Below are 20,473 nucleotides of genomic sequence, written 5' to 3'. Positions count from 1 at the left end.
TTCAAAGGCTCGTGAATCAGGACGCTAAACAAGCGGTAATCGAATCGAAAATGAAGGGTGAACTTTACTTCCGATTCACCGCAGAACTCCGGAAAACGTCGAACTTTCAAGGCAATCGGGCCGACGTGGCCGCCCGGCGCTTCATTTTTCGTTGACTCTGGCGACGGCTGCGCCGGCCGCGGCGGGGCGGCGACCACTGGGGCCGCCGCACATCCTTCAGCGCGCCTTTTGCCCGAACAGAACGGCCTGCGCCTCCTTGTCCTTCGAGAGATCCACCTTGTTGCGCTCCTCCGCGAGCACCGCCATTCCGCGCACGACCGCCGGGCGCGCCATCACGGTCTCGAACCAGCGCTTCAGGTGCGGGAAGTCGTCCAGGTTCTGGCCCTGGCGCTCCCAGCCCTTCACCCAGCCCACGCAGGCCATGTCAGCGATCGAATAGGCCCCGGCCAGGTACTCATGGTCGGCGAGGCGCTTGTTCATCACGCCGTAGAGCCGGTTCACCTCGTTGGTGTAGCGGGCGATGCCATAAGGCACCTTCTCGGGCGCATAGATTCGGAAATGGTGGGCCTGCCCGGCCATGGGCCCCAGGCCGCCGATCTGCCAGAACAGCCATTCCTCGACCGCCACGCGCTGACGCTCGTCGGCGGGATAGAACTGCCCCGTCTTGCGACCGAGGTACTGCAGGATGGCGCCGGACTCGAACACCGAGATGGTCTGGCCTCCGGGACCGTCCGGGTCGACGATGGCCGGCATGCGGTTGTTGGGGGAGATGGCGAGGAATTCCGGCTTGAACTGGTCGCCCTTGCCGATGTTCACGGGGAGCACCGTGTAGGGCAGCCCTGTTTCCTCCAGCATGATGCTGATCTTCCAGCCGTTGGGCGTGGGCCAGTAATACAGTTCGATGGGCTTTCCGGGTGCTGCGGCCATGTTCGGGCTCCTCGGCGGTGCTGGAGCCCGGAAGGTAGGACGCGCCCTCCTCCGCGGGAAGCCGAACGCGCGCAAAGCCGTCCCGCGTTCAAGCGGGCTCGCGCCGCAACGACCGGCTTCGCCGCCCGGATGAGCCGCTGACGGCGCCCGGCCGGAGATTGATAGTGCGCAAGGATGAGCTTCGCCCCCTTGCCCGGCGTTCTTGCATCAAGGATGCTACGTTGCTTCGCGTTCGCGGAAAGTCTGCAACGGCGGCGGGTTCCCGCCGTGGGCTTGTGGCCCCGAGGCATGGGGAGTTCTTTTCCATGAAGACCAGCCTTTTCGCCGCCCTCGCCATCATGCTGGCGGCCACCGCCCCCTCCCTGGCCCAGACGGCCGCGACCACCAATCCCCTGAAGAAGCCCGCGACCACGGCGGCTCCCGCCGCGCCGGCCACTGCCCCGACGGCGCCGGCTGCGCCCTCGGCCGCCGCCCCGGCGGCTGAGAAGAAGGCGCCTTCGGAAGCCCAAATGGCCGCCCGCAACCGCATGAAGGAATGCGGCGCCGAGTGGCAGGCCGCCAAGAAGGCCGGCAAGACCGAGGGCAAGACCTGGCGCCAGTTCTCCAGCGAGTGCCTGAAGAAGAAGTGAGCTGGCAAACTCGGTGATCCCGAAGCCCCCGGCCGCGACCGGGGGCTTTTCTATCGTAGCCGCTTCTTGAATCCGTAGTGGCTGCGCGCGTAGCCGAGCCGCTCGTAGAAGCGGTGAGCGTCCACCCGGCGCATGTTGGACATCAGCTCGCACAAAGACGCGCCGCGCCGGGCGGCTTCCGCCTCGGCCACGGCCACCATCTGCGCCCCGATGCCACCCGAACGGCGGTCTGCGCTGACCTGAACGGCCCGCAGCACCGCATGGCGGGCGCCGCGCCCGGTGAGTCCGGGCATGAAGCTGAGCAGCAGCGTTCCCACCACCTCGCCGCCTTGCTCGGCCACATAGAGCACGTGGTCCGGATGCCGGTCGATCTCGGCGAAGGCCTGCTCGTAGGCCGGTCGGCTCTGGTCCGACCAGACGTCGCCCTGGCCGATCGCGGCGTCGGCCTCGTGCAGGCGCACGATGGCCGGGAGGTCGCCGGAGCGAGCCTCCCGAATCACGAGCTCCTGCCCGTCCGCGCTCACGCGGCGCGGCTCTCCGCCGGAAGCAGCTGCGCCGGCTCGCCGAAGCCCGGCAGGCTGCGGACCCGCGCCACCCAGGCGTTGATGTTGCCGTAGGGCGAGAGGTCGAAGCCGGCCTCCCCGGCGTAGTGGACGACGCCATAGAGGTCGATGTCGGCGATCGTCGCGCCCTCCCCGACCAGCCAGTCGCGCCCGGCGAGCGACTTGTCCAGGAAGCCCAGCGCCGCCGCGCCGTCGGCCGCGTACATGGCGAGCGTCGCCTCATCGAGAGGGCGCAGGCCAAGCTTGGCCATGCGCGACCGGTAGATCGGCGCGACCAGCTTGTCCCAGCACCAGAACATCCATTCGCGCGCGGCGATCCGCTCCTCCAAGGTGGCGCCGCCAAGCTTGCCGGTCTTGTCGGCGATGTATTCCAGGATGGCGGCCGACTGGCACAGGTTGCGGCCATTGGCTTTGTCGGTGAGGCAGGGCACCTGCCCGAACCGGTTCTTGGCCAGGAACTCGGGCGACTTCTGCTCGCCCGCGCGTAGGTTCACGTGGACATAGTCGAAGGGCTCGCCGGCGAGCGACAGGGCCAGCGCCACCGTGTAGCTCGGGCCAGACAGGAAGATGCCGTGGAGGGTATAGCGCGCGCTCATGATCAACCTCGTGCTCGCGGGGGTGTCCGGCGCGACAGTAGCGCGCCGCCGTGGGCCTGCAAGCCGGCGCGAGCGCGGCAATGAAAGGCGCGCACTCGGTTGATTTATGCGCGGCCGTTCCCACCTCTGCGGGAGCCAGGAGACGACTGCTTGAACATGCCAGATTTCGCCGAGCCCGTGCTCGCTTTCCTCCGTGAGCACGAGGGATGGGCGATCCCGATCGTGTTCCTCCTGGCCTTTGGCGAATCCCTGGCCTTCGTGTCCCTGCTCCTGCCCGCCACCGTCATCCTCTGGGGCGTGGGCCTTATGATCGGCGCCAGCGGCATGGCCTTCGTGCCGCTCTGGCTCGCCGCCGCCCTCGGCGCCGCGTTGGGCGACTGGCTCTCCTACTGGCTCGGCTACCACTACCACGAGCCGATCGCCCGCATGTGGCCGCTGAACAAGCACCCTGACCTGCTGCCGCGCGGCCACGCCGCTTTCGAGAAGTGGGGCTGGGCAGGCGTGTTCTTCGGCAGGTTCCTCGGCCCTCTGCGCGCGGCCGTCCCGCTGGTGGCGGGCGCCTGCCAGATGCCGCAGTGGTCTTTCCAGCTGGCGAACTGGCTCTCGGCCTTCGCCTGGGCGACCTGGACGCTCGGCGCCGGCGCCTTCGGCGTGGAGGCGCTGAAGGGCTGGATTTGAAGTCCTTGAGCGGCGCGAGGACCCTCGCTCACCGTCATTGCGAGCGCAGCGAAGCAATCCAGGGGGACAGGGCGCAAACCTCATTTGCCCGCCCCGGTCCCTGGGTTGCTTCGTCGCTGCGCTCCTCGCAATGACGGAGAAGGTGCAGTCTCAGATCCCCAGCTTCGCCTTCAGGATCTCGTTCACAGCCTGCGGGTTGGCCTTGCCGCCCGACTGCTTCATCACCTGCCCGACGAACCAGCCGATCATGGTCGGCTTGGCCTTGGCCTGCTCGACCTTGTCCGGGTTGGCGGCGATCACCGCGTCCACGGCGGCCTCGATGGCGCCGGTGTCCGTGACCTGCTTCATGCCGCGGCTCTCGACGATCTGGCGCGGGTCGCCGCCCTCGGTCCAGACGATCTCGAACAGGTCCTTGGCGATCTTGCCGGAGATCACGTTTTCGCCGATCAGGTCGACGATGGCGCCCAGCTGCTCCGGCGACACGGGCGAGGTGGTGACGTCCTTGCCCTCCTTGTTCAGGCGGCCGAACAGCTCGTTGATCACCCAGTTCGCCGCGGCCTTGCCGTCGCGGCCCTTGGCCACCGCCTCGTAATAGGCGGCCTGGTCCTGCTCGGCCACCAGCACGCCGGCGTCATAGGGAGTCAGGCCGTAGTCGGCGATGAAGCGCGCCTTCTTGGCGTCGGGCAGCTCGGGCAGATGCTGGGCGAGATCGTCCACATAGCCCTGGTCGAATTCGAGCGGCAGCAGGTCCGGATCCGGGAAGTAGCGGTAATCGTGCGCCTCTTCCTTGGAGCGCATGGAGCGCGTCTCTCCGCGGCCGGGGTCGAAGAGGCGCGTCTCCTGGTCGATCACGCCCCCGTCCTCCAGGATCCCGATCTGCCGCCGCGCCTCGACCTCGATGGCCTGGCCGATGAAGCGGATCGAGTTCACGTTCTTGATCTCGCAGCGCGTGCCGAAGGGCTCGCCCGGGCGACGCACGGAGACGTTCACGTCGGCGCGCAGGTTGCCCTTCTCCATGTCGCCGTCGCAGGTGCCGAGATAGCGAAGGATGGTCCGCAGCTTCGTCACGTAGGCGCGCGCCTCCTCCGAGGAACGCATGTCGGGCTTGGACACGATCTCCATCAGCGCCACGCCGGACCTGTTGAGGTCCACGAAGCTCATGGTGGGATGCTGGTCGTGCAGCGACTTGCCCGCGTCCTGCTCGAGATGCAGGCGCTCGATACCCACTGTGATCTGCCCGCCGCTCTCCGGCAGGTCCACGACCACCTCGCCCTCGCCCACGATGGGGCTCTTGTACTGGCTGATCTGGTAACCCTGCGGCAGGTCCGGGTAGAAGTAGTTCTTGCGGTCGAAGGTGGAGCGCAGGTTGACCTGCGCCTTGAGGCCGAGGCCGGTGCGGATGGCCTGGCGCACGCACTCCTCGTTGATCACCGGCAGCATGCCCGGCATCGCGGCGTCCACGAGCGACACGTGGTCGTTCGGCTCGCCGCCGAATTCCGTGGAGGCGCCCGAGAACAGCTTCGACTTCGACGTCACCTGGGCATGGATCTCCATGCCGATGATCACCTCCCAATCCCCCGTGGCGCCCTTGATGAGCTTCTTGGGGTCCATGGTGCGGCTGTCGACGATGGCGTTCATCGGGTCTGGTCTCTCGTGTCGATGAGGGCGCGAAGCCTCGCGCCCCGCTTTTGGGTTCTCGGGGGCGCGGGGTCAAGGGGCTGGCGGCCGACGAACCGGCTCAACCTCCCAGCACGCCGGGGCCAAGCCCCACCACCGAGGCGAACACCGCCAAGAGCACGCCCAGGCAAACGGCCGACAGCCCCGTCAGGAACAGGCGCACGGCGAGCTTGTAACGCCGGACCAGCAGGGAGCGGATGCCCAGCATCACCGACAGCGACATGATCTGCAGCGCGATGCCGAGCAGGATCACCGCCACCGCGACCAGGTCCACGCGGGTCCACTCGCCTGGCAACCCCGCCCAGCGGCTCAGGAAGCTGAGCGAGAAGCCCACCACGACGCCGATGGCGGTCAGGGAGCCGTTGCGGAAGGTGGAGTCGATCCGCTCCTCGGCGAGGGCGACCTCGGGCTTGGCGGAGTCGTTCATGGGCCTGCACCCGGGTGGCGGACGCCTGATGCTAAGCCGGAAAAGCCGCAGAACCAACGCGTGCAAAGGAGGGCGAGCGCCCGCCCACCGCGCCGCTCATGGACAAGGCGCTCTGGCGTCTCGTTCATCGAGGGCTAAAACCCCTCTCCGTCATTGCGAGGAGCGCAGCGACGAAGCAACCCAGAGGCCGGGCGTCCACTGGATTGCATTGCTGCGCTCGCATGACGGGAGAAGCCTCTAAACGCCCCTCGCCCGCCTCGCCCCATACCCTATGGCGGCCCACAGCACGCCGGCGAAGAAGCGGACGAGCGCGTGCGCGCCCCCGAAATAGTAGCCGCCCTCGAACCAGCTGATCCCGACGAAGCGCAGCAGGAAGCTCACCGCCACGGCGGCGATGGTCGCCGCGAGCCCGGCCAGGAAAAGCTTGGCCGCCTGGTCGGCGTGCCAGCCCATCCATAGGCCGATGGCGACCACAACCGGATCGACGAAGGCGAGCAGGATGACCCAGCGGTAAGGCTCAAGGTCCTGCCAGAAATGCGGAGGCATGGAGGTTTCCGAGTTTCAGCGCGGCGCGAGCCGCCGACCGATCGCGCCGCAAGCCCAGCCCAGGGCGGCCATGGCGAGGGCGGCGGCGATTGTCATGAACGGCTGCGCCTCAGGTTCGCCGCGCGCCAGTTGCACGACGACGAGCACGCCAAGCAGACCGGCCGTCGCCCAAAGCATCCACTGCAGCGCGGTCAGGCACACGGAGGCGACGACCGCGCTGATCACGACTCACCACCAGGGATCGGGAAGCTTGGTGCGGCCGGCCGCCTGCTCGATCACCTCCCCGGCGGAGAACAGAGTTTCCTCGTCGAACGGCCGGCCGATCAGCTGCAGCCCGAGCGGCAGGCCATCGGAGGACATCCCGGCCGGCACGGCTATGCCCGGCAGGCCGGCCATGTTCACCGTCACGGTGAACACGTCGTTGAGATACATCTCAACCGGATCCGCCCCACCCTTTTCGCCGACGCCGAAGGCGGCCGACGGCGTGGCAGGCGTCAGGATGGCGTGCACGCCCTGGGCGTAGACCTGCTCGAAGTCGCGCTTGATCAGCGTGCGGATCTTCTGGGCCTTCACGTAATAGGCGTCGTAGTAGCCGGCCGACAGCACATAGGTGCCGATCATGACGCGCCGGCGAACCTCCTTGCCGAAGCCCGCTGCGCGGGTCTTCTCGTACATCTCGACGATGTCCTTGCCCGGCACGCGAACGCCATAGCGAACGCCGTCATAGCGGGCGAGGTTGGAGGACGCTTCCGCAGGCGCCACGATGTAGTAGGCCGGCAGCGCGTACTTGGTGTGCGGCAGCGACACCTCGACGATCTCCGCGCCGGCCGCGCGCAGCCATTCGGCGCCCTTGTGCCAGAGCGCCTCGATCTCCGCCGGCATCCCGTCGACGCGGTATTCCTTCGGAATGCCGATCTTCATGCCCTTGATCGACCGGCCCACCGCCGCCTCGTAGTCCGGCACCGGCATGTCTACCGAGGTCGTGTCCTTCGGGTCATGTCCGGCCATCGAGCGCAGCAGGATGGCGTTGTCGCGCACCGTGCGGGCGATCGGCCCGGCCTGGTCCAGCGACGAGGCGAAGGCCACGATGCCCCAGCGCGAGCAGCGCCCATAGGTCGGCTTGATGCCGACCGTGCCGGTGAAGGCCGCCGGTTGGCGGATGGAGCCGCCCGTGTCGGTCGCCGTCGCGCCCAGGCACAACCGGGCCGCGACCGCCGCCGAGGACCCGCCCGAGGACCCGCCCGGCACCAGCGCGGCGTTGGAGCCCTCGCGCCGCCAGGGCGACTTGACCGGCCCGAAGGCCGAGGTCTCGTTGGAGGAGCCCATGGCGAACTCGTCGTTGTTGAGCTTGCCGAGCATCACCGCCCCGTCGCGCCACAGCTGCGACGTGACCGTGGACTCGTAGCCCGGAACGAAGTTGCCCAGGATGTTGGAGCACGCCGTCGTGCGCACGCCCTTGGTGGCGTAGAGGTCCTTGATGCCGAGCGGCAGGCCTTCCAGCGGGCCGCCCTGCCCTTTGGCGAGGCGCTCGTCCGACGCCTTGGCCATGGCGAGAGCCTGCTCGGGCGTCTCCAGCACATAGGCGTTGAGGCCCCGCGCAGCCTCCATGGCCTGCAGGAACGCGCCGGTGATCTCCGCCGAGGAGGCCTTCTTGGCCTTCAGCGCGTCACGGGCCTCGGCGAGGGTGAGGTCGGTCAGGTCGGTCATGGGATCAACTCTGTCTCCTGCCGGGCCTGGCCCGGAGGTCGCCGCAATCGGCGGAAAGGGTGGCGGCGGTTACTCGACCACCTTGGGGACCATGAAGTAGTGGTCCTCGGTCATGGGCGCGTTGCCGACGATGACGTCGGCGATGCCGCCGTCCGTCACCTCGTCCTGGCGCTTCTTCATCACCATGGGGGTGACCGATGTCATCGGCTCTACGCCGGAGACGTCGACCTCGTTGAGTTGCTCCACGAAGTCCAGGATGGCGTTCAGCTCGCCCTGGAGGTGCGGCACCTCCTCCTCGGTGACGGCGATGCGCGCAAGATGCGCGATGCGCCGGACGGTCGCCTGGTCGACGGACATTCGGACCTCTTCGGAAACGGCGGCCGAACCCGCGCCCGGCCGCTGCGGGCTATAGCACCGCCCCCTTCGCAGCCGCAACAGGCGCCAAGAGTGACGCAAGGCGACCGCCCTCTCCCGTTCATTTCTCCGGGCTCTCCACGCGTTTGGAGGGCGTGGATGGCCGGGACAAGCCCGGCCAGGACGGCTGAAGTCGGACAGACGCCTCACACCTCCATGGCGACGCCCTTCTCGGGCACGAGCACCTTGGTCGCGCTTCCCTGCATGGCGGCCACGAATTTGTCCGCTGTCGGGTCGACGATCCCGAACGAGCCGTAGTGGCACGGGATCACGGTCTGGAACTGGAAGAAGCGCTTGCAGGCCAGCGCCGCGGAGGCCGCCCCCATGGTGAAGCGGTCGCCGATGGGCACGAGCCCGATCTTGGGAGCGTAGATCTCGTTGATCAGCGCCATGTCGCCGAAGATGTCCGTGTCGCCCATGTGGTAGACGGTGGGCTCGCCCTCCGCCCTCACGATGATCCCGTTGGGGAAGCCCAGGGGGAAGCCGACGCCCGCCTCCACGAGGCCGGCCGAGTGGTCGGCCCGCACCAGCGACACCTGGAAGCCGCCGGCGTCGATCGTGCCGCCGGTGTTCATCGGGTCGAAGTTCTGCACGCCCTGGGAAGCCAGATACATGCACAGGTCGTAATTGGTGACGACCTTGGCGCCGGTCTCCTTGGCGATGGCCACCGTGTCGCCGATGTGGTCGCCATGCCCGTGCGTGATCAGAATGTGCGTCGCCCCATTCACGGCCGCCGCGCGGTCCGACGTGAAGGCCGGGTTGCCGGTGAAGAACGGGTCGATGAGCACGGCCTTGCCGCCGAAATCGAGCCGGAACGCGGCATGGCCGAACCAGGTGATCTTCATGGAACTCTCCTCGCCTTCGGACGGTGGGCGAGAATGTAGCGGCGGCGCGTCCGCTGGCAATCGGCGCTTGCTCCGCGGAGGGCGAGCCTTCAAGAAGGCGCATGACCCAGCCCGGCACCGACCTCGCGCCCATCCTCGCCCTGCCCCGCTACGCGCGCCTCATGGGGCTCGACCTGGGGACCAAGACCATCGGGCTCGCCCTGTCGGACGTCGAGCGCCGCATCGCCACGCCCCTGGAGACGATCCGCAGGACCAAGTTCCGCGAGGACGCCGCCGCCCTGCTCGCGCACGCGACGAAGCACGCCGTCGCCGGGCTGGTGCTCGGCATGCCGCTGAACATGGACGGCAGCGAGGGCCCGCGGGTCCAGAGCACCCGCGCCTTCGCCCGCAACCTCGCCCAGCTCACGCCGCTGCCCATCGTCTACTGGGACGAGCGCCTCTCCACTGCTGCGGTCACCCGCACGCTGCTCGCGGCGGACGCCTCCCGCGCCCGCCGCGACGAACTCGTGGACAAGATGGCCGCAGCCTACATCCTGCAGGGGCTGCTCGACCGCCTCGCTGCCTTGCAGCGGCAGGAGGAGGCCGACGAGGACCGCCTCGAATAGGTCAGCGGCGCTCCCGCTCCTGCTGGATGCGCAGCCGATGCCAGTCCGCGCGCGAGATGTGGGGACCTCCAGGATGGTGGGGCTCGCGCCATTGCGGCGCGTGATGGCCCCAGCCCCGCGGCATGGGCTGGGAGTACATCGGCGGCGGTGGAGGGGGACGGCGGACGGGCGGCGCGTAGCCGGGCTCCTCGTAGAGAGTGACGGGCTCCTCCGGCGCAGGCTCGTAGGCGTAGTCCGGCCCGTAAGGATCCTCGTAGGTCTGATAGGTCCTGCGGCTCTGCGACGACGCGATGGCCGCCCCTATGCCAAGCGCCGCGATGCCAGCGATGGCTGCGAACGCGGCGGCGTTCCCGCCCCCGTGGTGACGGCGGGGCGGCGCGATGGGGCGTCCGCCATAGGCGTAGCCGGGGCGGCGCGGCCTGGCCTCTGCGGTCGACGCCAGGCCCGCCAGCATGGAAACGACTGCGACAGCCCCCACCGTGGCGCGAAACGCGCGAGAGCGCTGGAATGTGAGAAACATGGTAGTCCCCCGCGGGGCTCAATCAGCCCGCAACATTGAGAAAATGACATTTTTCAAATGAATGCGCCCTGAATGCATTGCGGCGGAACGGCGCCGCCCAAGCTTAGTGGAGCGGCTGGCCCGCAATGCACCGGCTTGTGCTCCAGGCCGGTTTCGCCTCGCCTTGTAATGCTTTAACGGCAGGGCCGGAGCCGGAGTGTTTTTCATGCCCGCCGTCGCGGCCAGCCTCATCCCTGTCTTCCTGCTGCTCGTCACAGGCTGGGCCACGCGCGTGACCCGCGTGGTCGACGAGGCCCAGTGGGCCGGGTTCGAGCGGGTGACCTACTTCATCCTGTTTCCCGCGCTCGTGATCGAGACGCTCGCCCGCACCGACCTGCGCTCGGCGCCGCTGGCGCCGATTGGCGGATCGCTGGTGGCGGGTATCCTGCTCGTGACGGGTCTTCTGCTGGCGCTCCGCCGCCCCCTGAAGGCGCTCTGGGGCCTCGATGGCCCAGCCTTCACCTCCGTGCTGCAGGGCGCCACCCGCTGGAACACCTTCGTGGCCCTCGCCATCGCCGCCAACCTCTACGGGCAGCAAGGGACGTCGCTGGGCGCCATAGCCATCGCCAGCATGATCCCGCTGTTGAACGTGATCGCCGTGCTGGTCCTGGCCCGCTACGCCTCTCCCCGGCGGCTCGCGTGGCGCGACCTGGTCGGTGCGCTCGCGAAGAACCCGTTCATCTGGTCCTGCGCCGTCGGCCTGGTCCTGAACATTCTCCGGCCGCCGATTCCAGCCGCCTTGATGAGCTACACGGAGATTCTCGGCCGCGCGTCCCTGGCCGCCGGCCTCCTGGTGGTCGGCGCCGGCCTCGATCTGTCCCGTCTTCGCCGCCCGAGCCTCGCCCTGGCGCTCTCCACGACCCTGAAGCTCGCCCTTCTCCCGCTGGTCGCCAGCACGATCGCGAAGGCGTTGGGCGTGAGCGGGGCCGGGCTGGCCGTCACGGTCATCTGCTCGGCCGTGCCGACGGCGAGCGGGTCCTACATCCTGGCCCGTCAGATGGGTGGGGACGCGTCCCTCATGGCCGAGATCCTGACTGTGCAGACGCTTCTGGCGCTGCTGACGCTTCCCGTCGCGCTCGCCCTGCTGACCTAGGGCGCCCGCTAAACGCGAGCTCTTACCGCGGCACAACACAACCTTTACGATTTGCAATCCCACGGGGCAGATTGGTTGCAAGGACGCAAAGAGCCAACCTGCAAACGCGTTTTACAACCTGCAAGATACCATTTGCCTCTATACATTTGATATTTGTTCAGGCAGATTCCTCTCGTTCGCAGGAACGCCGGCCGAATCGGCCTTTCGAGCACCAATGCCCGGGAGAATCCCATGCCCGCTCTGAAGACCCAGACCACAACCTATGCTGCACCTCCGGCCATCCCGGCGAACGGCCGCGCGCGCGGCTTCACGCCCGCCCCGCAGGAGCCCGCGGCCACGGAGGACATCGCCCGCTACATCGCCCAGATGACCACCGAGATGGCCGCCCTGGCGCGCTCGGCTAACCTCGACCTGCTGGCCTATTTCCTGGAAATGGCGAAGATCGAAGCCAACGTCACCGCTCGCCGCGCCACCCCGGCGTAGGCTCTGAAGAGCGGTGGGGCAGGAACCTCAGGCCGGGCGCTCGCTCCCGCGCTCGGCTGGGCCGGGCCGCAAGGAAACCAGCCCCGCCCCATGGCGCTCGATCCGCCCGGCCACTTCAAGGTCGATCAGCGCCGACCGGACCGCGCCGACCGTCAGGCCCGACGATCGAACCAGGTCGTCGAGGCCGATCGGCGCGGGTCCGAGCAGGTTACCGACCACGATCGTTGCGTCGCGGTCATCGGAGCCTGGATGGGCCGCATCCACCGAGGCCGCCGCCTCCTCGAACGCATAGCCTTCGACGGCGACGGTGGGTGGCGGCGGGACGTCTCCGAACAGGTCCAGTTCGTCCCAGAGCGGCTCCTGCGCGGCGCCGTCCTGGCCCGTGTCCCGGATGGCGCCCGCGCCGGGTCCTTGCTCGATGAGCGGCTGGAGCGCCGCGATCACGTCCTCCGCGGAGGTCGTGAAGGTGGCGCCCTGACGCAGCAGGTCGTTCGTGCCTGCCGCCCGTGGATCCAGCGGCGAGCCGGGGACCGCGAACACCTCCCGCCCCTGCTCGAGCGCGAACCGCGCGGTGATCAGGGAGCCCGACTTGCGGGCCGCCTCCACCACGAGCACGCCGAGCGAGAGGCCGGAAACGATCCGGTTGCGACGCGGGAAGTCCCGCCCCCGCGGCTCCCAGCCCATGGGCATCTCGGACACCACCGCGCCACGCTCGAGGATGCGCTCCAGCAACGGAGCGTGCTCGGCGGGGTAGAGCCGGTCATGGCCGCCCGCCAGCACCGCAGCGGTGCCGCTGTCCATGGTCACCTCGTGGGCCCGGGCGTCGATGCCACGCGCAAGACCTGACACCACCGTGAAGCCGGCCGCCGCAAGCTCTCGCGACATTTTAATGGCGATCTGCTGGCCGTTGGCCGAGGCGTTCCGGGATCCCACCACGGCCACACAGGGTCTGTGCAGGGCCGGGAACTGCCCGCGAACGGCGATGAGCGGAGGCGCGGAATCGATGGCGCGCAATGCGGCCGGGTAGTCGACCTCGCCAGAGGCGATGAAGCGCACGCCCATGCGGCGCGCCGCCTCCCACTCCCGCTCCGCATCCGCCACCGGGCAGATCCGAATGGGCTTCCCGCCGCGGCTGCGGATGTAGTCGGGCAGGCCTTCCAGGGCCGCGCCGGCCCCGCCGAAATGGTTGATGAGCGCCCGGAATGTGCGCGGGCCGATGTTCTCGGATCGGATCAGGCGCAGCCAATCGAACCGCTGCGCGTCGGTCAATCCGGGGACAGGCCGGCCGGCGTCGAGGCTCATCCCTTGCTCCCGATCCGCCCTTCCGTACCGGCCATGAGACGCTGAATGTTGGCGCTGTGCTTCCACCAGAGAATGCCTGCGAGCGCCACGTACACGAGCGCCGCCGTCCGATGGCCGAGCGCCAGCATCACGAGCGGCGTGGCGGCGCTGGCGAGCAACGCGGACGCGGAGGAATACTTGGTCGCGAAGGCGCAGCCCAGCCACAACGCCGCGAAGGCGAGCGCCGGAATCCAGCCCACCGCAGTGAAGGCGAGACCGATGAGTCCGCCGATGAACGTGGCCACGCCCTTGCCGCCCTTGAAGCCCAGCCATACCGGGGCGATGTGGCCCACGAACGCCCCTGCGGCGGCGGCCAGGGCAGGGTCGAGACCCCAGCGGGCGCCGATCGCCACCGCCAGCGTGCCTTTCAGGGCGTCGCCGAGCAGGGTCGCGGCCGCGAGCCCCTTTCGTCCCGTGCGCAGGACGTTGGTGGCCCCAATATTCCCCGACCCGATGGAGCGGATGTCCTCCGTCCCGGCGATCCGCGTCAGGATGACGCCGAACGGGATGGATCCGAGCAGGTAGCCGAGGGCGAGAAAAGCCAGGAAGGAGAGCATGAGGCGGACTGTTGAGAGGCGTTGCGGCAGACAGTCGCCTCGCCCGCTGCGTTCGTCAATCTTCGCCCGCGCACATTCCACCTTAACGAGAAACCAAGGGATTCCCTGCCATAGGTTACATTGGCGCGGCTGATGCAGGTCAGGGCCAAAAGGCAAGGCCGCCGTCCCGAAATGAGACCCCGATCATGCACGGTCGTCTGACCAATGTTCAGTTGCTGCGAGCCCTGGCGGCGATCTTCGTCGTCCTGTCCCACGCCGCGCATGAAACCTTTGGGATGGCGCAGCGGATCGGGGTGGATCCGATCTTCCATCAGAGCACGCGCTGGACGGCCGCCGTCGACGTCTTCTTCGTCATGAGCGGCTTCATCCTGCTCTCGACCAGCTACAACAGCTTCGCTGCTCACGAAGCCACCGTGAAGTTCTTCACCCGCCGGCTCGTGCGCGCCATCCCGCTCTACTGGCTCCTGACCACGCTGGTGCTCGTCGGCGGCCTTCTAGCCCCGACCCTGCTCAACGTGCCGATTACCGATCTAGGCCACGTGGTGTCGTCCTACCTGTTCTGGCCCTCCCCGCGGGAGAACGGCGAGATCCGCCCCGTTTTGGCCCTCGGCTGGACTATGAATCTCGAATTCTTCTTCTACGGGGTGCTCGCCGTCTGCCTCGCCCTGCCCCGACGCTGGGGCGTTGCGGCCGCCACCGGGGCCCTGGTCGGCGTGGTCGCGCTGGCGCAACTGATGCCCGCCCCTGGGATGGCGATCAGCTTCTGGGGCTCGTTCATGACCCTGGATTTCGTCCTGGGCTTCGCCATCGCGCTCGCCTATCAGGCCGGAATCCGGATCTCGGCTGGCGCCGCCTGGACCATGTGCGCCCTCGCCGTGGCGGACATCGCGATCAGCGCCAGCACGGAGCCGGGCGCCTTCGACTGGTTCGTGACGATCTCGCTCCCGGCCGGCGCGCTGGTCGCAGCCGGCGTGCTCGCCCCGCAGGTGGCGACAGTCTCGCGGCTGCCGCGCTTCGGCGTCCTGCTGGGCGACGCCTGCTACAGCACCTACCTGCTGCAGCCCTTCATCCTGCGCCCGGCCGCCGTGGCCTGGGTGGCGCTGGTCGGCGCCGGCGCGCCGCTCTGGGCCTTCGTCGGCCTCGCCGCCGCCCTGGCGCTGGGCGGTGGGCTCGCCTGCTTCCTCCTTTTCGAGAAGCCCCTGACGGCCGTCCTGAACCGCCACCTCAAGAACTGGGAGCGCCGCCGTGAGGCGCGTGCGCTGGCGCTTCAGCCGGCGGAGTGAACCACCGCGCCATCCACGATCGTGTGGTGGACCACGCCCTGCAGCCGGGCGCCGTCGAAGGGCGTGTTCTTCGATTTTGAGTGGAGCGTCGCCGGGTCGAGCACGAAGGGCTCCTCCGCGTCGAACACGATCAGGTCGGCCGGGGCTCCCTTCCTGAGCCGCCCCTGCGGCAGGCCCAGGATCTCGGCCGGGCGCGTCGACATGGCCCTGAGCAGGGTAGCCAACTCCAGCTCGCCCGCATGCACCAGCCGCAGCCCGGCCGCCAGCATGGTCTCGAGCCCGATGGCGCCATCGGCGCATTCCGCGAACGGCACGCGCTTGGTTTCCACGTCCTGCGGATTGTGGTCGGAGACGATCACGTCCACGAGCCCGTCCGCGAGCGCCTCGACCATGGCCAGCCGGTCATCCTCGTGCCGCAGCGGCGGCGAGAGCTTGAGGAAGGTGCGGTACGGCCCGATGTCATTCTCGTTCAACGTCAGGGAGTTGATCGAAACTCCGCAAGTGACGTCCAAGCCTTCCGAGCGGGCCCGCTCGATGATTGCAAGCGAGTCGGCGCAACTGATCATGGCCGCGTGGTAGCGCCCGCCGGTCAGCCGCACGAGGCGCAGGTCACGCTCGAGCATGATCGTTTCGGCCTCGCGCGGCGCGCCATGCAGGCCGAGGCGGCTGGCGAGCTCGCCCTCGTTCATGACGCCGTCACCCACGAGGTACGGGTCCTCGCAGTGGTGCACGATGAGGCCGCCGAAGTCGCGCGCGTACGTGAGCGCCCGGCGCATCACCTGCGCGTTGGTGACCGACCGCGCGCCGTCGGTGAGGAACACCGCGCCCGCCTCCGTCAGCAGGCGGATCTCCGCCATCTCGGTCCCATGCAGGCCTTTGGTGAGGGCCGCCGCCGGCAGCATGCGCACGACCGCCGTGTCGCGGGCGCGGCGGATCAGGAAGTCGACCACCGCCGGGTCGTCCACCGGCGGGTTGGTGTCCGGCATGCACACCACGGTAGTGACGCCGCCCGCCGCCGCGGCCCGGCTGGCCGAGGCCAGGGTCTCGCGGTGCTCGGCGCCGGGTTCGCCCACGAAGGCGCGCATGTCGATGAGGCCGGGCGCGACCACCATGCCGCGGCAGTCCACCACGGTCGCGCCGTCCGGTCGCGAGCCGCGCACCGCGTGGCCGAAGTCGCGGATGACGCCGGCCTCGGCGACGAGGTCGCCTCCCTCTTCCCGACCGGTGACAGGGTCGAGGAACACGCCGTTGGCGAGCACGAGCGGCTGGAGCGCGGATACGGACATGGGCTCCGGCCTCACGGGTTCGGCTGGTTGGGCAGGTGGCCGGCGAGCGCCTCGAGCACGGCCATGCGGACGGCGACGCCCATTTCGACCTGCTCGCGGATCAGCGACTGGGCGCCGTCGGCGATGTCGGAGGCGATCTCGACGCCCCGGTTCATCGGCCCCGGGTGCATGACCAGCGCGTCCGGCTTGGCGCAGCTCAGCTTCTCGGCGTCCAGGCCGTAGTAGCGGAAGTACTCTTTCACGCTCGGCACGAAGGAGCCGTTCATGCGCTCGCGCTGGAGCCGCAGCATCATCACGATGTCGGCCCCGGCGAGGCCCTTGCGCATGTCGGTGAACACCTTCGCGCCCATGCGCTCGATGCCCGGAGGCAGCAGCGTCGACGGCCCGATCACCCGCACGTCCGCCCCCATGGCGTTCAGCAGGATCAGGTTGGAGCGCGCCACCCGCGAATGGAGGATGTCGCCGCAGATCGCCACCGTGAGGCCGCGGATCCGGCCCTTGTTGCGCCGGATCGTGAGGGCGTCGAGCAGCGCCTGCGTCGGGTGCTCGTGCGCCCCGTCGCCGGCGTTGATGACGGAGCAGTCCACCTTGCGGGCCAGCAGCTGCACCGCGCCGGCCGCGTGGTGGCGCACCACGATCAGGTCCGGCCGCATGGCGTTCAGCGTCATGGCCGTGTCGATCAGCGTCTCGCCCTTCTTGATGGAGGACGAGGCCACCGACATGTTCATGACGTCCGCGCCCAGCCGCTTGCCGGCGAGCTCGAACGACGACTGCGTCCGCGTGGACGCCTCGAAGAACAGGTTGATCTGCGTGCGCCCCCGCAGGACCGCCTTCTTCTTCTCCACCTGCCGCGACACGTCCACGGCCTCGTCGGCCAGGTCGAGCAGCGCGGTGATGTCGTGCGGGGACAGTCCCTCGATGCCGAGCAGGTGCCGGTGAGGGAAGCGGGGCCGGGGCGCAGAAGATGTCATTTGAAGCCACGGCTATAGGAGCATTGCGCCGGTGCGGCAAGCGCAGGCGTGGACGATGGAGGCGGTTTCAACAAGGGGCCGCAATTCTCTCCATCGTCTTTGCGAGGAGCGCAGCGACGAAGCAATCCAGGAGCCATGCGCGCACCTGCCCATCCGGGGCGTAGCGGCTTGGCGCCCAACCCTCCTGGATTGCTTCGTCGCCCTGCGGGGCTCCTCGCAAGGACGGTGACCCCACTGTGGCGCCGCCGCCGCGCTCGCCCCATCTTGAACGGAGCCCGGCCCCGTCTCATTTGACACAGCCGTGCGGCATGACCCACTTTCCGCGCGAAGAGTTTGAGCTTGCCTGACACATGCGGGGGGCTGGGCGGCGCGCAGAAGGCGCGGCCGTCGTGAAAGGCGTTTGCAATGAAAGTCGTCGTCGTCGAGTCGCCGGCCAAGGCCAAGACGATCAACAAATATCTCGGCCCCGGCTATGAGGTGATCGCCTCATTCGGGCACATTCGTGACCTGCCGCCCAAGGACGGCTCGGTCGATCCCGAGCAGGATTTCGCCATGCTCTGGGAGATCGAGAGCAAGGCGTCCAAGCGCGTCTCCGAGATCGCCTCGGCCGTGAAGGGCTCCGAGCGCCTGATCCTCGCCACCGACCCGGATCGCGAGGGCGAGGCCATCTCCTGGCACATCCTGGAGGCGCTGAAGGCCCGTCGCGTCCTGAAGGACACGCCCATCGAGCGCGTCACCTTCAACGCCATCACCAAGGACGCCGTGAAGGAGGCGATGGCCAACCCGCGGCAGATCGACCAGGCCCTGGTCGACGCCTACCTGGCCCGCCGCGCGCTGGACTACCTGGTCGGCTTCCGCCTCTCCCCCGTGCTGTGGCGCAAGCTGCCGGGCGCCCGCTCGGCCGGCCGCGTCCAGTCGGTGGCGCTGCGCCTCGTCTGCGACCGCGAGCGCGAGATCGAAACCTTCGTGGCGCGCGAGTACTGGTCCCTGATCGCCACCCTGGCGACGCCCGCCAACGCGCTCTTCGAGGCCCGCCTCGTCGGCGCGGACGGCAGGAAGATCACGCGCCTTGATATCGGCAAGGGCGAGGAGGCCGAGGCCTTCAAGCGCGACCTCGAGGCCGCCCGCTTCACCGTGGCGAGCGTCGAGGCCAAGCCCGCCAAGCGCCACCCCTACCCGCCCTTCACCACCTCGACCCTGCAGCAGGAGGCGAGCCGCAAGCTCGGCATGGCCCCCGCCCGCACCATGCAGGTGGCCCAGCGCCTCTACGAGGGCGTCGACATCGGCGGCGAAACGGTCGGCCTCATCACCTACATGCGTACGGACGGCGTCGACATGGCCCCGGAGGCGATCGCCTCCGCCCGCCGCACCATCGAGAAGGAATATGGCGGTCGCTACCTGCCGTCCGTTCCGCGCAAGTACACGACCAAGCAGAAGAACGCCCAGGAGGCGCACGAGGCCGTGCGTCCCACCGACATGGGCCGGCTCCCGAAGAACGTCGCGCGCTACCTCGAGCCCGAGCAGGCCCGCCTCTACGAGCTGATCTGGATCCGCACCCTGGCGAGCCAGATGGAGTCCGCCGAACTCGAGCGCACCACCGTCGACATCACCGCGACCGCGGGCGGCAAGCGCCTGGAGCTGCGCGCCACCGGCCAGGTGGTGAAGTTCGACGGCTTCCTGAAGCTCTACCAGGAAGGAAAAGACGACGAGGGCGACGACGAGGATTCCCGCCGCCTCCCGCCCATGCAGGCCGGCGACGACCTCCGCAAGGAGAAGATCGACGCGACCCAGCACTTCACCGAGCCGCCGCCACGCTATTCGGAAGCGTCGCTGGTGAAGCGCATGGAGGAGCTCGGCATCGGCCGCCCCTCCACCTACGCCTCCACGCTCGCGGTGCTGAAGGACCGCGAATACGTCCGCATCGAAAAGAAGCGCCTCCACGCGGAAGACAAGGGCATGCTGGTGACGGCGTTCCTGGAAAGCTTCTTCGACCGCTACGTGGAATACGACTTCACGGCGAGCCTGGAGGGCGACCTCGACCGCATCTCCAACCACGAGATCGACTGGAAGGAGGTCCTGCGCCAGTTCTGGAAGGACTTCTCCGCCGCCATCGACGGCACGAAGGAGCTGCGCGTCTCGGAGGTGCTGGACGCCCTCAACGAGATCATGGGGCCGCACATCTTCCCGCCCAAGGCGGACGGCGGCGACCCGCGGCTCTGCCCCACCTGCCACAGCGGCCAGCTCTCCCTGAAGCTCGGCAAGTTCGGCGCCTTCATCGGCTGCTCGAACTATCCCGAGTGCAAGTACACCCGCCAGCTCTCGGCGGGTTCGGGCGACGGCGAGGCGTCTCCGATTGATGGCGGGCTCCTGGGCAAGGACCCGGCCACCGGGCTCGACGTCACCCTGCGCGACGGCCGCTTCGGCGCCTACGTCCAGCTCGGCGAGGGCGAGAAGCCCAAGAGGCAGACCATCCCCAAGGGCACGCCGCGCGACGCCGTGGACCTGGAGTTCGCGTTGTCGCTGCTGTCGCTGCCGCGCGAGGTGGCTAAGCACCCGACCACCGGCGAGCCCATCCTGGCCGGCATCGGCCGCTTCGGCCCCTACGTCCAGCACGGCAAGACCTACGCCAACATCGGCAAGGACGACGACGTGCTGACCATCGGCGGCAACCGCGCGATCGACCTCATTGTCGCCAAGGAGAGCGGCGCCGGCCGCTTCAGTCGCGGCGGCGGGGCGGCCGCGGGTCGCGCGCTGGGCGAGCACCCGGAGGGCGGCCCGGTCACCGTCCACGACGGCCGCTATGGGCCCTACGTGAAGCACGGCTCCGTCAACGCCACCCTGCCGAAGGGCATGGCCGGCGACGCCGTGACGCTCGAACAGGCCCTGGAGCTCATCGCCGCCCGCGCCGCCTCCGCGCCGGCCAAGAAGGGCGTCAAGAAGGCGGCGGCTTCGAAATCGACCGCCAAGAAAGCGGCCGGCGAAAAGGCGACCAAGGACAAGGCTCCGGCCAAGCCGAAGGCCCCCGCCAAGGCGAAGGCGCCCGCGAGAGCCAAGCCCGACGGCGCCGCCCCCGCCAAGCGCAAGGCGAGCTGATCGCCCTCTCCGAGAGGAGCCCCTCTCCCACCTTCGGGAGGGGAGCGCGCGCCCCCTCCCCGCGTCATCCCCGGCGACCTGCGCAGCAGGCCGGGAAGGGGATCCACGGTCGAAAGGGCTAAACCGCGCCGCCGCGCCCCCTGGATCCCCTTCCTGCGCCTGGGGCGCCGGGGACGACGGCGGAGGCGCTTCG

22 protein-coding genes are annotated in these 20,473 nt (G+C 68.9%); 7 read left to right on the top strand and 15 right to left on the bottom strand.

Annotated elements, in window-relative coordinates:
• Nucleotides 1–216: 216 nt before the first annotated feature.
• Nucleotides 217–927 carry a glutathione S-transferase N-terminal domain-containing protein gene (locus SLNSH_RS22100; protein WP_106340062.1) on the bottom strand — a complete coding sequence of 237 codons (711 nt, stop codon included), beginning with the start codon at nt 925–927 and terminating at the stop codon, nt 217–219.
• Between the two features lie 305 nt (nt 928–1,232).
• Here SLNSH_RS22100 and SLNSH_RS25015 point away from each other — a divergent pair, with 305 nt between their 5' ends.
• Nucleotides 1,233–1,556, top strand: coding sequence for a hypothetical protein (locus SLNSH_RS25015; RefSeq protein WP_158266854.1), 324 nt, complete (start codon nt 1,233–1,235; stop codon nt 1,554–1,556).
• Nucleotides 1,557–1,606: 50 nt separating this feature from the next.
• Here the strand turns inward: SLNSH_RS25015 and SLNSH_RS22090 are convergent, their stop codons facing one another.
• Together SLNSH_RS22090 and SLNSH_RS22085 are read right to left on the bottom strand one after the other, a co-directional pair.
• Complete coding sequence (locus SLNSH_RS22090) at nt 1,607–2,080, bottom strand: GNAT family N-acetyltransferase (protein ID WP_106340059.1); 474 nt, start codon at nt 2,078–2,080, stop codon at nt 1,607–1,609.
• On the bottom strand, nt 2,077–2,715 hold the full coding sequence (locus tag SLNSH_RS22085) for a glutathione S-transferase family protein (RefSeq protein ID WP_106340057.1): 639 nt from the start codon (nt 2,713–2,715) through the stop codon (nt 2,077–2,079). Before SLNSH_RS22085 ends, SLNSH_RS22090 begins: the two co-directional genes overlap by 4 nt.
• Before the next feature lie 156 nt (nt 2,716–2,871).
• On the opposite strand from SLNSH_RS22085, the gene SLNSH_RS22080 reads away from it, so the two are divergent.
• Nucleotides 2,872–3,393, top strand: a complete 522-nt coding sequence (locus SLNSH_RS22080) for a DedA family protein (protein ID WP_106340097.1) — start codon at nt 2,872–2,874, stop codon at nt 3,391–3,393.
• Nucleotides 3,394–3,543: 150 nt separating this feature from the next.
• Here SLNSH_RS22080 and gatB read toward each other — a convergent pair whose 3' ends face one another.
• The 7 genes from gatB to SLNSH_RS22045 all read right to left on the bottom strand — a co-directional run bounded on the left by gatB (nt 3,544) and on the right by SLNSH_RS22045 (nt 9,009).
• Nucleotides 3,544–5,031 carry an Asp-tRNA(Asn)/Glu-tRNA(Gln) amidotransferase subunit GatB gene (gene gatB, locus SLNSH_RS22075; RefSeq protein WP_106340055.1) on the bottom strand — a complete coding sequence of 496 codons (1,488 nt, stop codon included), beginning with the start codon at nt 5,029–5,031 and terminating at the stop codon, nt 3,544–3,546.
• 100 nt (nt 5,032–5,131) lie between these two features.
• Nucleotides 5,132–5,497, bottom strand: a complete 366-nt coding sequence (locus SLNSH_RS22070) for a hypothetical protein (RefSeq protein WP_106340053.1) — start codon at nt 5,495–5,497, stop codon at nt 5,132–5,134.
• Between the two features lie 237 nt (nt 5,498–5,734).
• Complete coding sequence (locus SLNSH_RS22065) at nt 5,735–6,043, bottom strand: hypothetical protein (protein ID WP_106340051.1); 309 nt, start codon at nt 6,041–6,043, stop codon at nt 5,735–5,737.
• A 15-nt stretch (nt 6,044–6,058) separates the two neighbouring features.
• Nucleotides 6,059–6,268, bottom strand: coding sequence for a hypothetical protein (locus tag SLNSH_RS22060; RefSeq protein ID WP_106340049.1), 210 nt, complete (start codon nt 6,266–6,268; stop codon nt 6,059–6,061).
• Nucleotides 6,269–6,271: 3 nt separating this feature from the next.
• Nucleotides 6,272–7,750, bottom strand: a complete 1,479-nt coding sequence (gene gatA, locus SLNSH_RS22055) for an Asp-tRNA(Asn)/Glu-tRNA(Gln) amidotransferase subunit GatA (RefSeq protein WP_106340047.1) — start codon at nt 7,748–7,750, stop codon at nt 6,272–6,274.
• 69 nt (nt 7,751–7,819) lie between these two features.
• Entirely contained in the window at nt 7,820–8,107 is a 288-nt protein-coding gene (gatC, locus tag SLNSH_RS22050; protein WP_106340045.1) for an Asp-tRNA(Asn)/Glu-tRNA(Gln) amidotransferase subunit GatC, read from the bottom strand.
• Between the two features lie 203 nt (nt 8,108–8,310).
• Nucleotides 8,311–9,009 (bottom strand): metal-dependent hydrolase, encoded by a 699-nt coding sequence (locus SLNSH_RS22045; protein ID WP_106340043.1) that lies wholly within the window; start codon nt 9,007–9,009, stop codon nt 8,311–8,313.
• A 101-nt stretch (nt 9,010–9,110) separates the two neighbouring features.
• Here SLNSH_RS22045 and ruvX point away from each other — a divergent pair, with 101 nt between their 5' ends.
• The gene (gene ruvX / locus SLNSH_RS22040; RefSeq protein ID WP_106340041.1) at nt 9,111–9,614 is read left to right on the top strand and encodes a Holliday junction resolvase RuvX; all 504 of its coding nucleotides are present in this window, start codon (nt 9,111–9,113) and stop codon (nt 9,612–9,614) included.
• 1 nt (nt 9,615) lies between these two features.
• Here the strand turns inward: ruvX and SLNSH_RS22035 are convergent, their stop codons facing one another.
• Nucleotides 9,616–10,134: a hypothetical protein gene (locus tag SLNSH_RS22035; RefSeq protein WP_106340039.1), complete on the bottom strand. Its 519-nt coding sequence runs from the start codon at nt 10,132–10,134 to the stop codon at nt 9,616–9,618.
• Nucleotides 10,135–10,339: 205 nt separating this feature from the next.
• On the opposite strand from SLNSH_RS22035, the gene SLNSH_RS22030 reads away from it, so the two are divergent.
• A complete protein-coding gene (locus tag SLNSH_RS22030; protein ID WP_106340095.1) occupies nt 10,340–11,266 on the top strand; it encodes an AEC family transporter in 927 nt (308 codons plus the stop codon).
• A 231-nt stretch (nt 11,267–11,497) separates the two neighbouring features.
• Complete coding sequence (locus SLNSH_RS22025; RefSeq protein WP_106340037.1) at nt 11,498–11,749, top strand: hypothetical protein; 252 nt, start codon at nt 11,498–11,500, stop codon at nt 11,747–11,749.
• 27 nt (nt 11,750–11,776) lie between these two features.
• On the opposite strand, the gene dprA is transcribed toward SLNSH_RS22025, so the two are convergent.
• Nucleotides 11,777–13,051 carry a DNA-processing protein DprA gene (dprA, locus tag SLNSH_RS22020; RefSeq protein WP_106340035.1) on the bottom strand — a complete coding sequence of 425 codons (1,275 nt, stop codon included), beginning with the start codon at nt 13,049–13,051 and terminating at the stop codon, nt 11,777–11,779.
• Nucleotides 13,048–13,647, bottom strand: a complete 600-nt coding sequence (gene plsY, locus SLNSH_RS22015) for a glycerol-3-phosphate 1-O-acyltransferase PlsY (protein WP_106340033.1) — start codon at nt 13,645–13,647, stop codon at nt 13,048–13,050. Before plsY ends, dprA begins: the two co-directional genes overlap by 4 nt.
• A gap of 185 nt (nt 13,648–13,832) precedes the next feature.
• Between plsY and SLNSH_RS22010 the strand changes: the two genes are divergently transcribed.
• The gene (locus SLNSH_RS22010) at nt 13,833–14,930 is read left to right on the top strand and encodes an acyltransferase family protein (RefSeq protein ID WP_106340031.1); all 1,098 of its coding nucleotides are present in this window, start codon (nt 13,833–13,835) and stop codon (nt 14,928–14,930) included.
• Here the strand turns inward: SLNSH_RS22010 and SLNSH_RS22005 are convergent.
• Nucleotides 14,915–16,216, bottom strand: a complete 1,302-nt coding sequence (locus SLNSH_RS22005) for a dihydroorotase (RefSeq protein ID WP_106340029.1) — start codon at nt 16,214–16,216, stop codon at nt 14,915–14,917. The two genes, SLNSH_RS22010 and SLNSH_RS22005, sit on opposite strands and share 16 nt — an antisense overlap.
• Nucleotides 16,217–16,227: 11 nt before the next feature.
• On the bottom strand, nt 16,228–17,187 hold the full coding sequence (locus SLNSH_RS22000; protein ID WP_106340027.1) for an aspartate carbamoyltransferase catalytic subunit: 960 nt from the start codon (nt 17,185–17,187) through the stop codon (nt 16,228–16,230).
• 405 nt (nt 17,188–17,592) lie between these two features.
• On the opposite strand from SLNSH_RS22000, the gene topA reads away from it, so the two are divergent.
• Nucleotides 17,593–20,280: a type I DNA topoisomerase gene (gene topA / locus SLNSH_RS21995; protein WP_106340025.1), complete on the top strand. Its 2,688-nt coding sequence runs from the start codon at nt 17,593–17,595 to the stop codon at nt 20,278–20,280.
• Nucleotides 20,281–20,473 lie beyond the last annotated feature (193 nt).

Origin of the sequence: Alsobacter soli, from assembly GCF_003004785.1 — a bacterium.
Classification (GTDB): domain Bacteria; phylum Pseudomonadota; class Alphaproteobacteria; order Rhizobiales; family Beijerinckiaceae; genus Alsobacter; species Alsobacter soli.
This window is presented reverse-complemented; position numbering and strand designations above follow the sequence as displayed.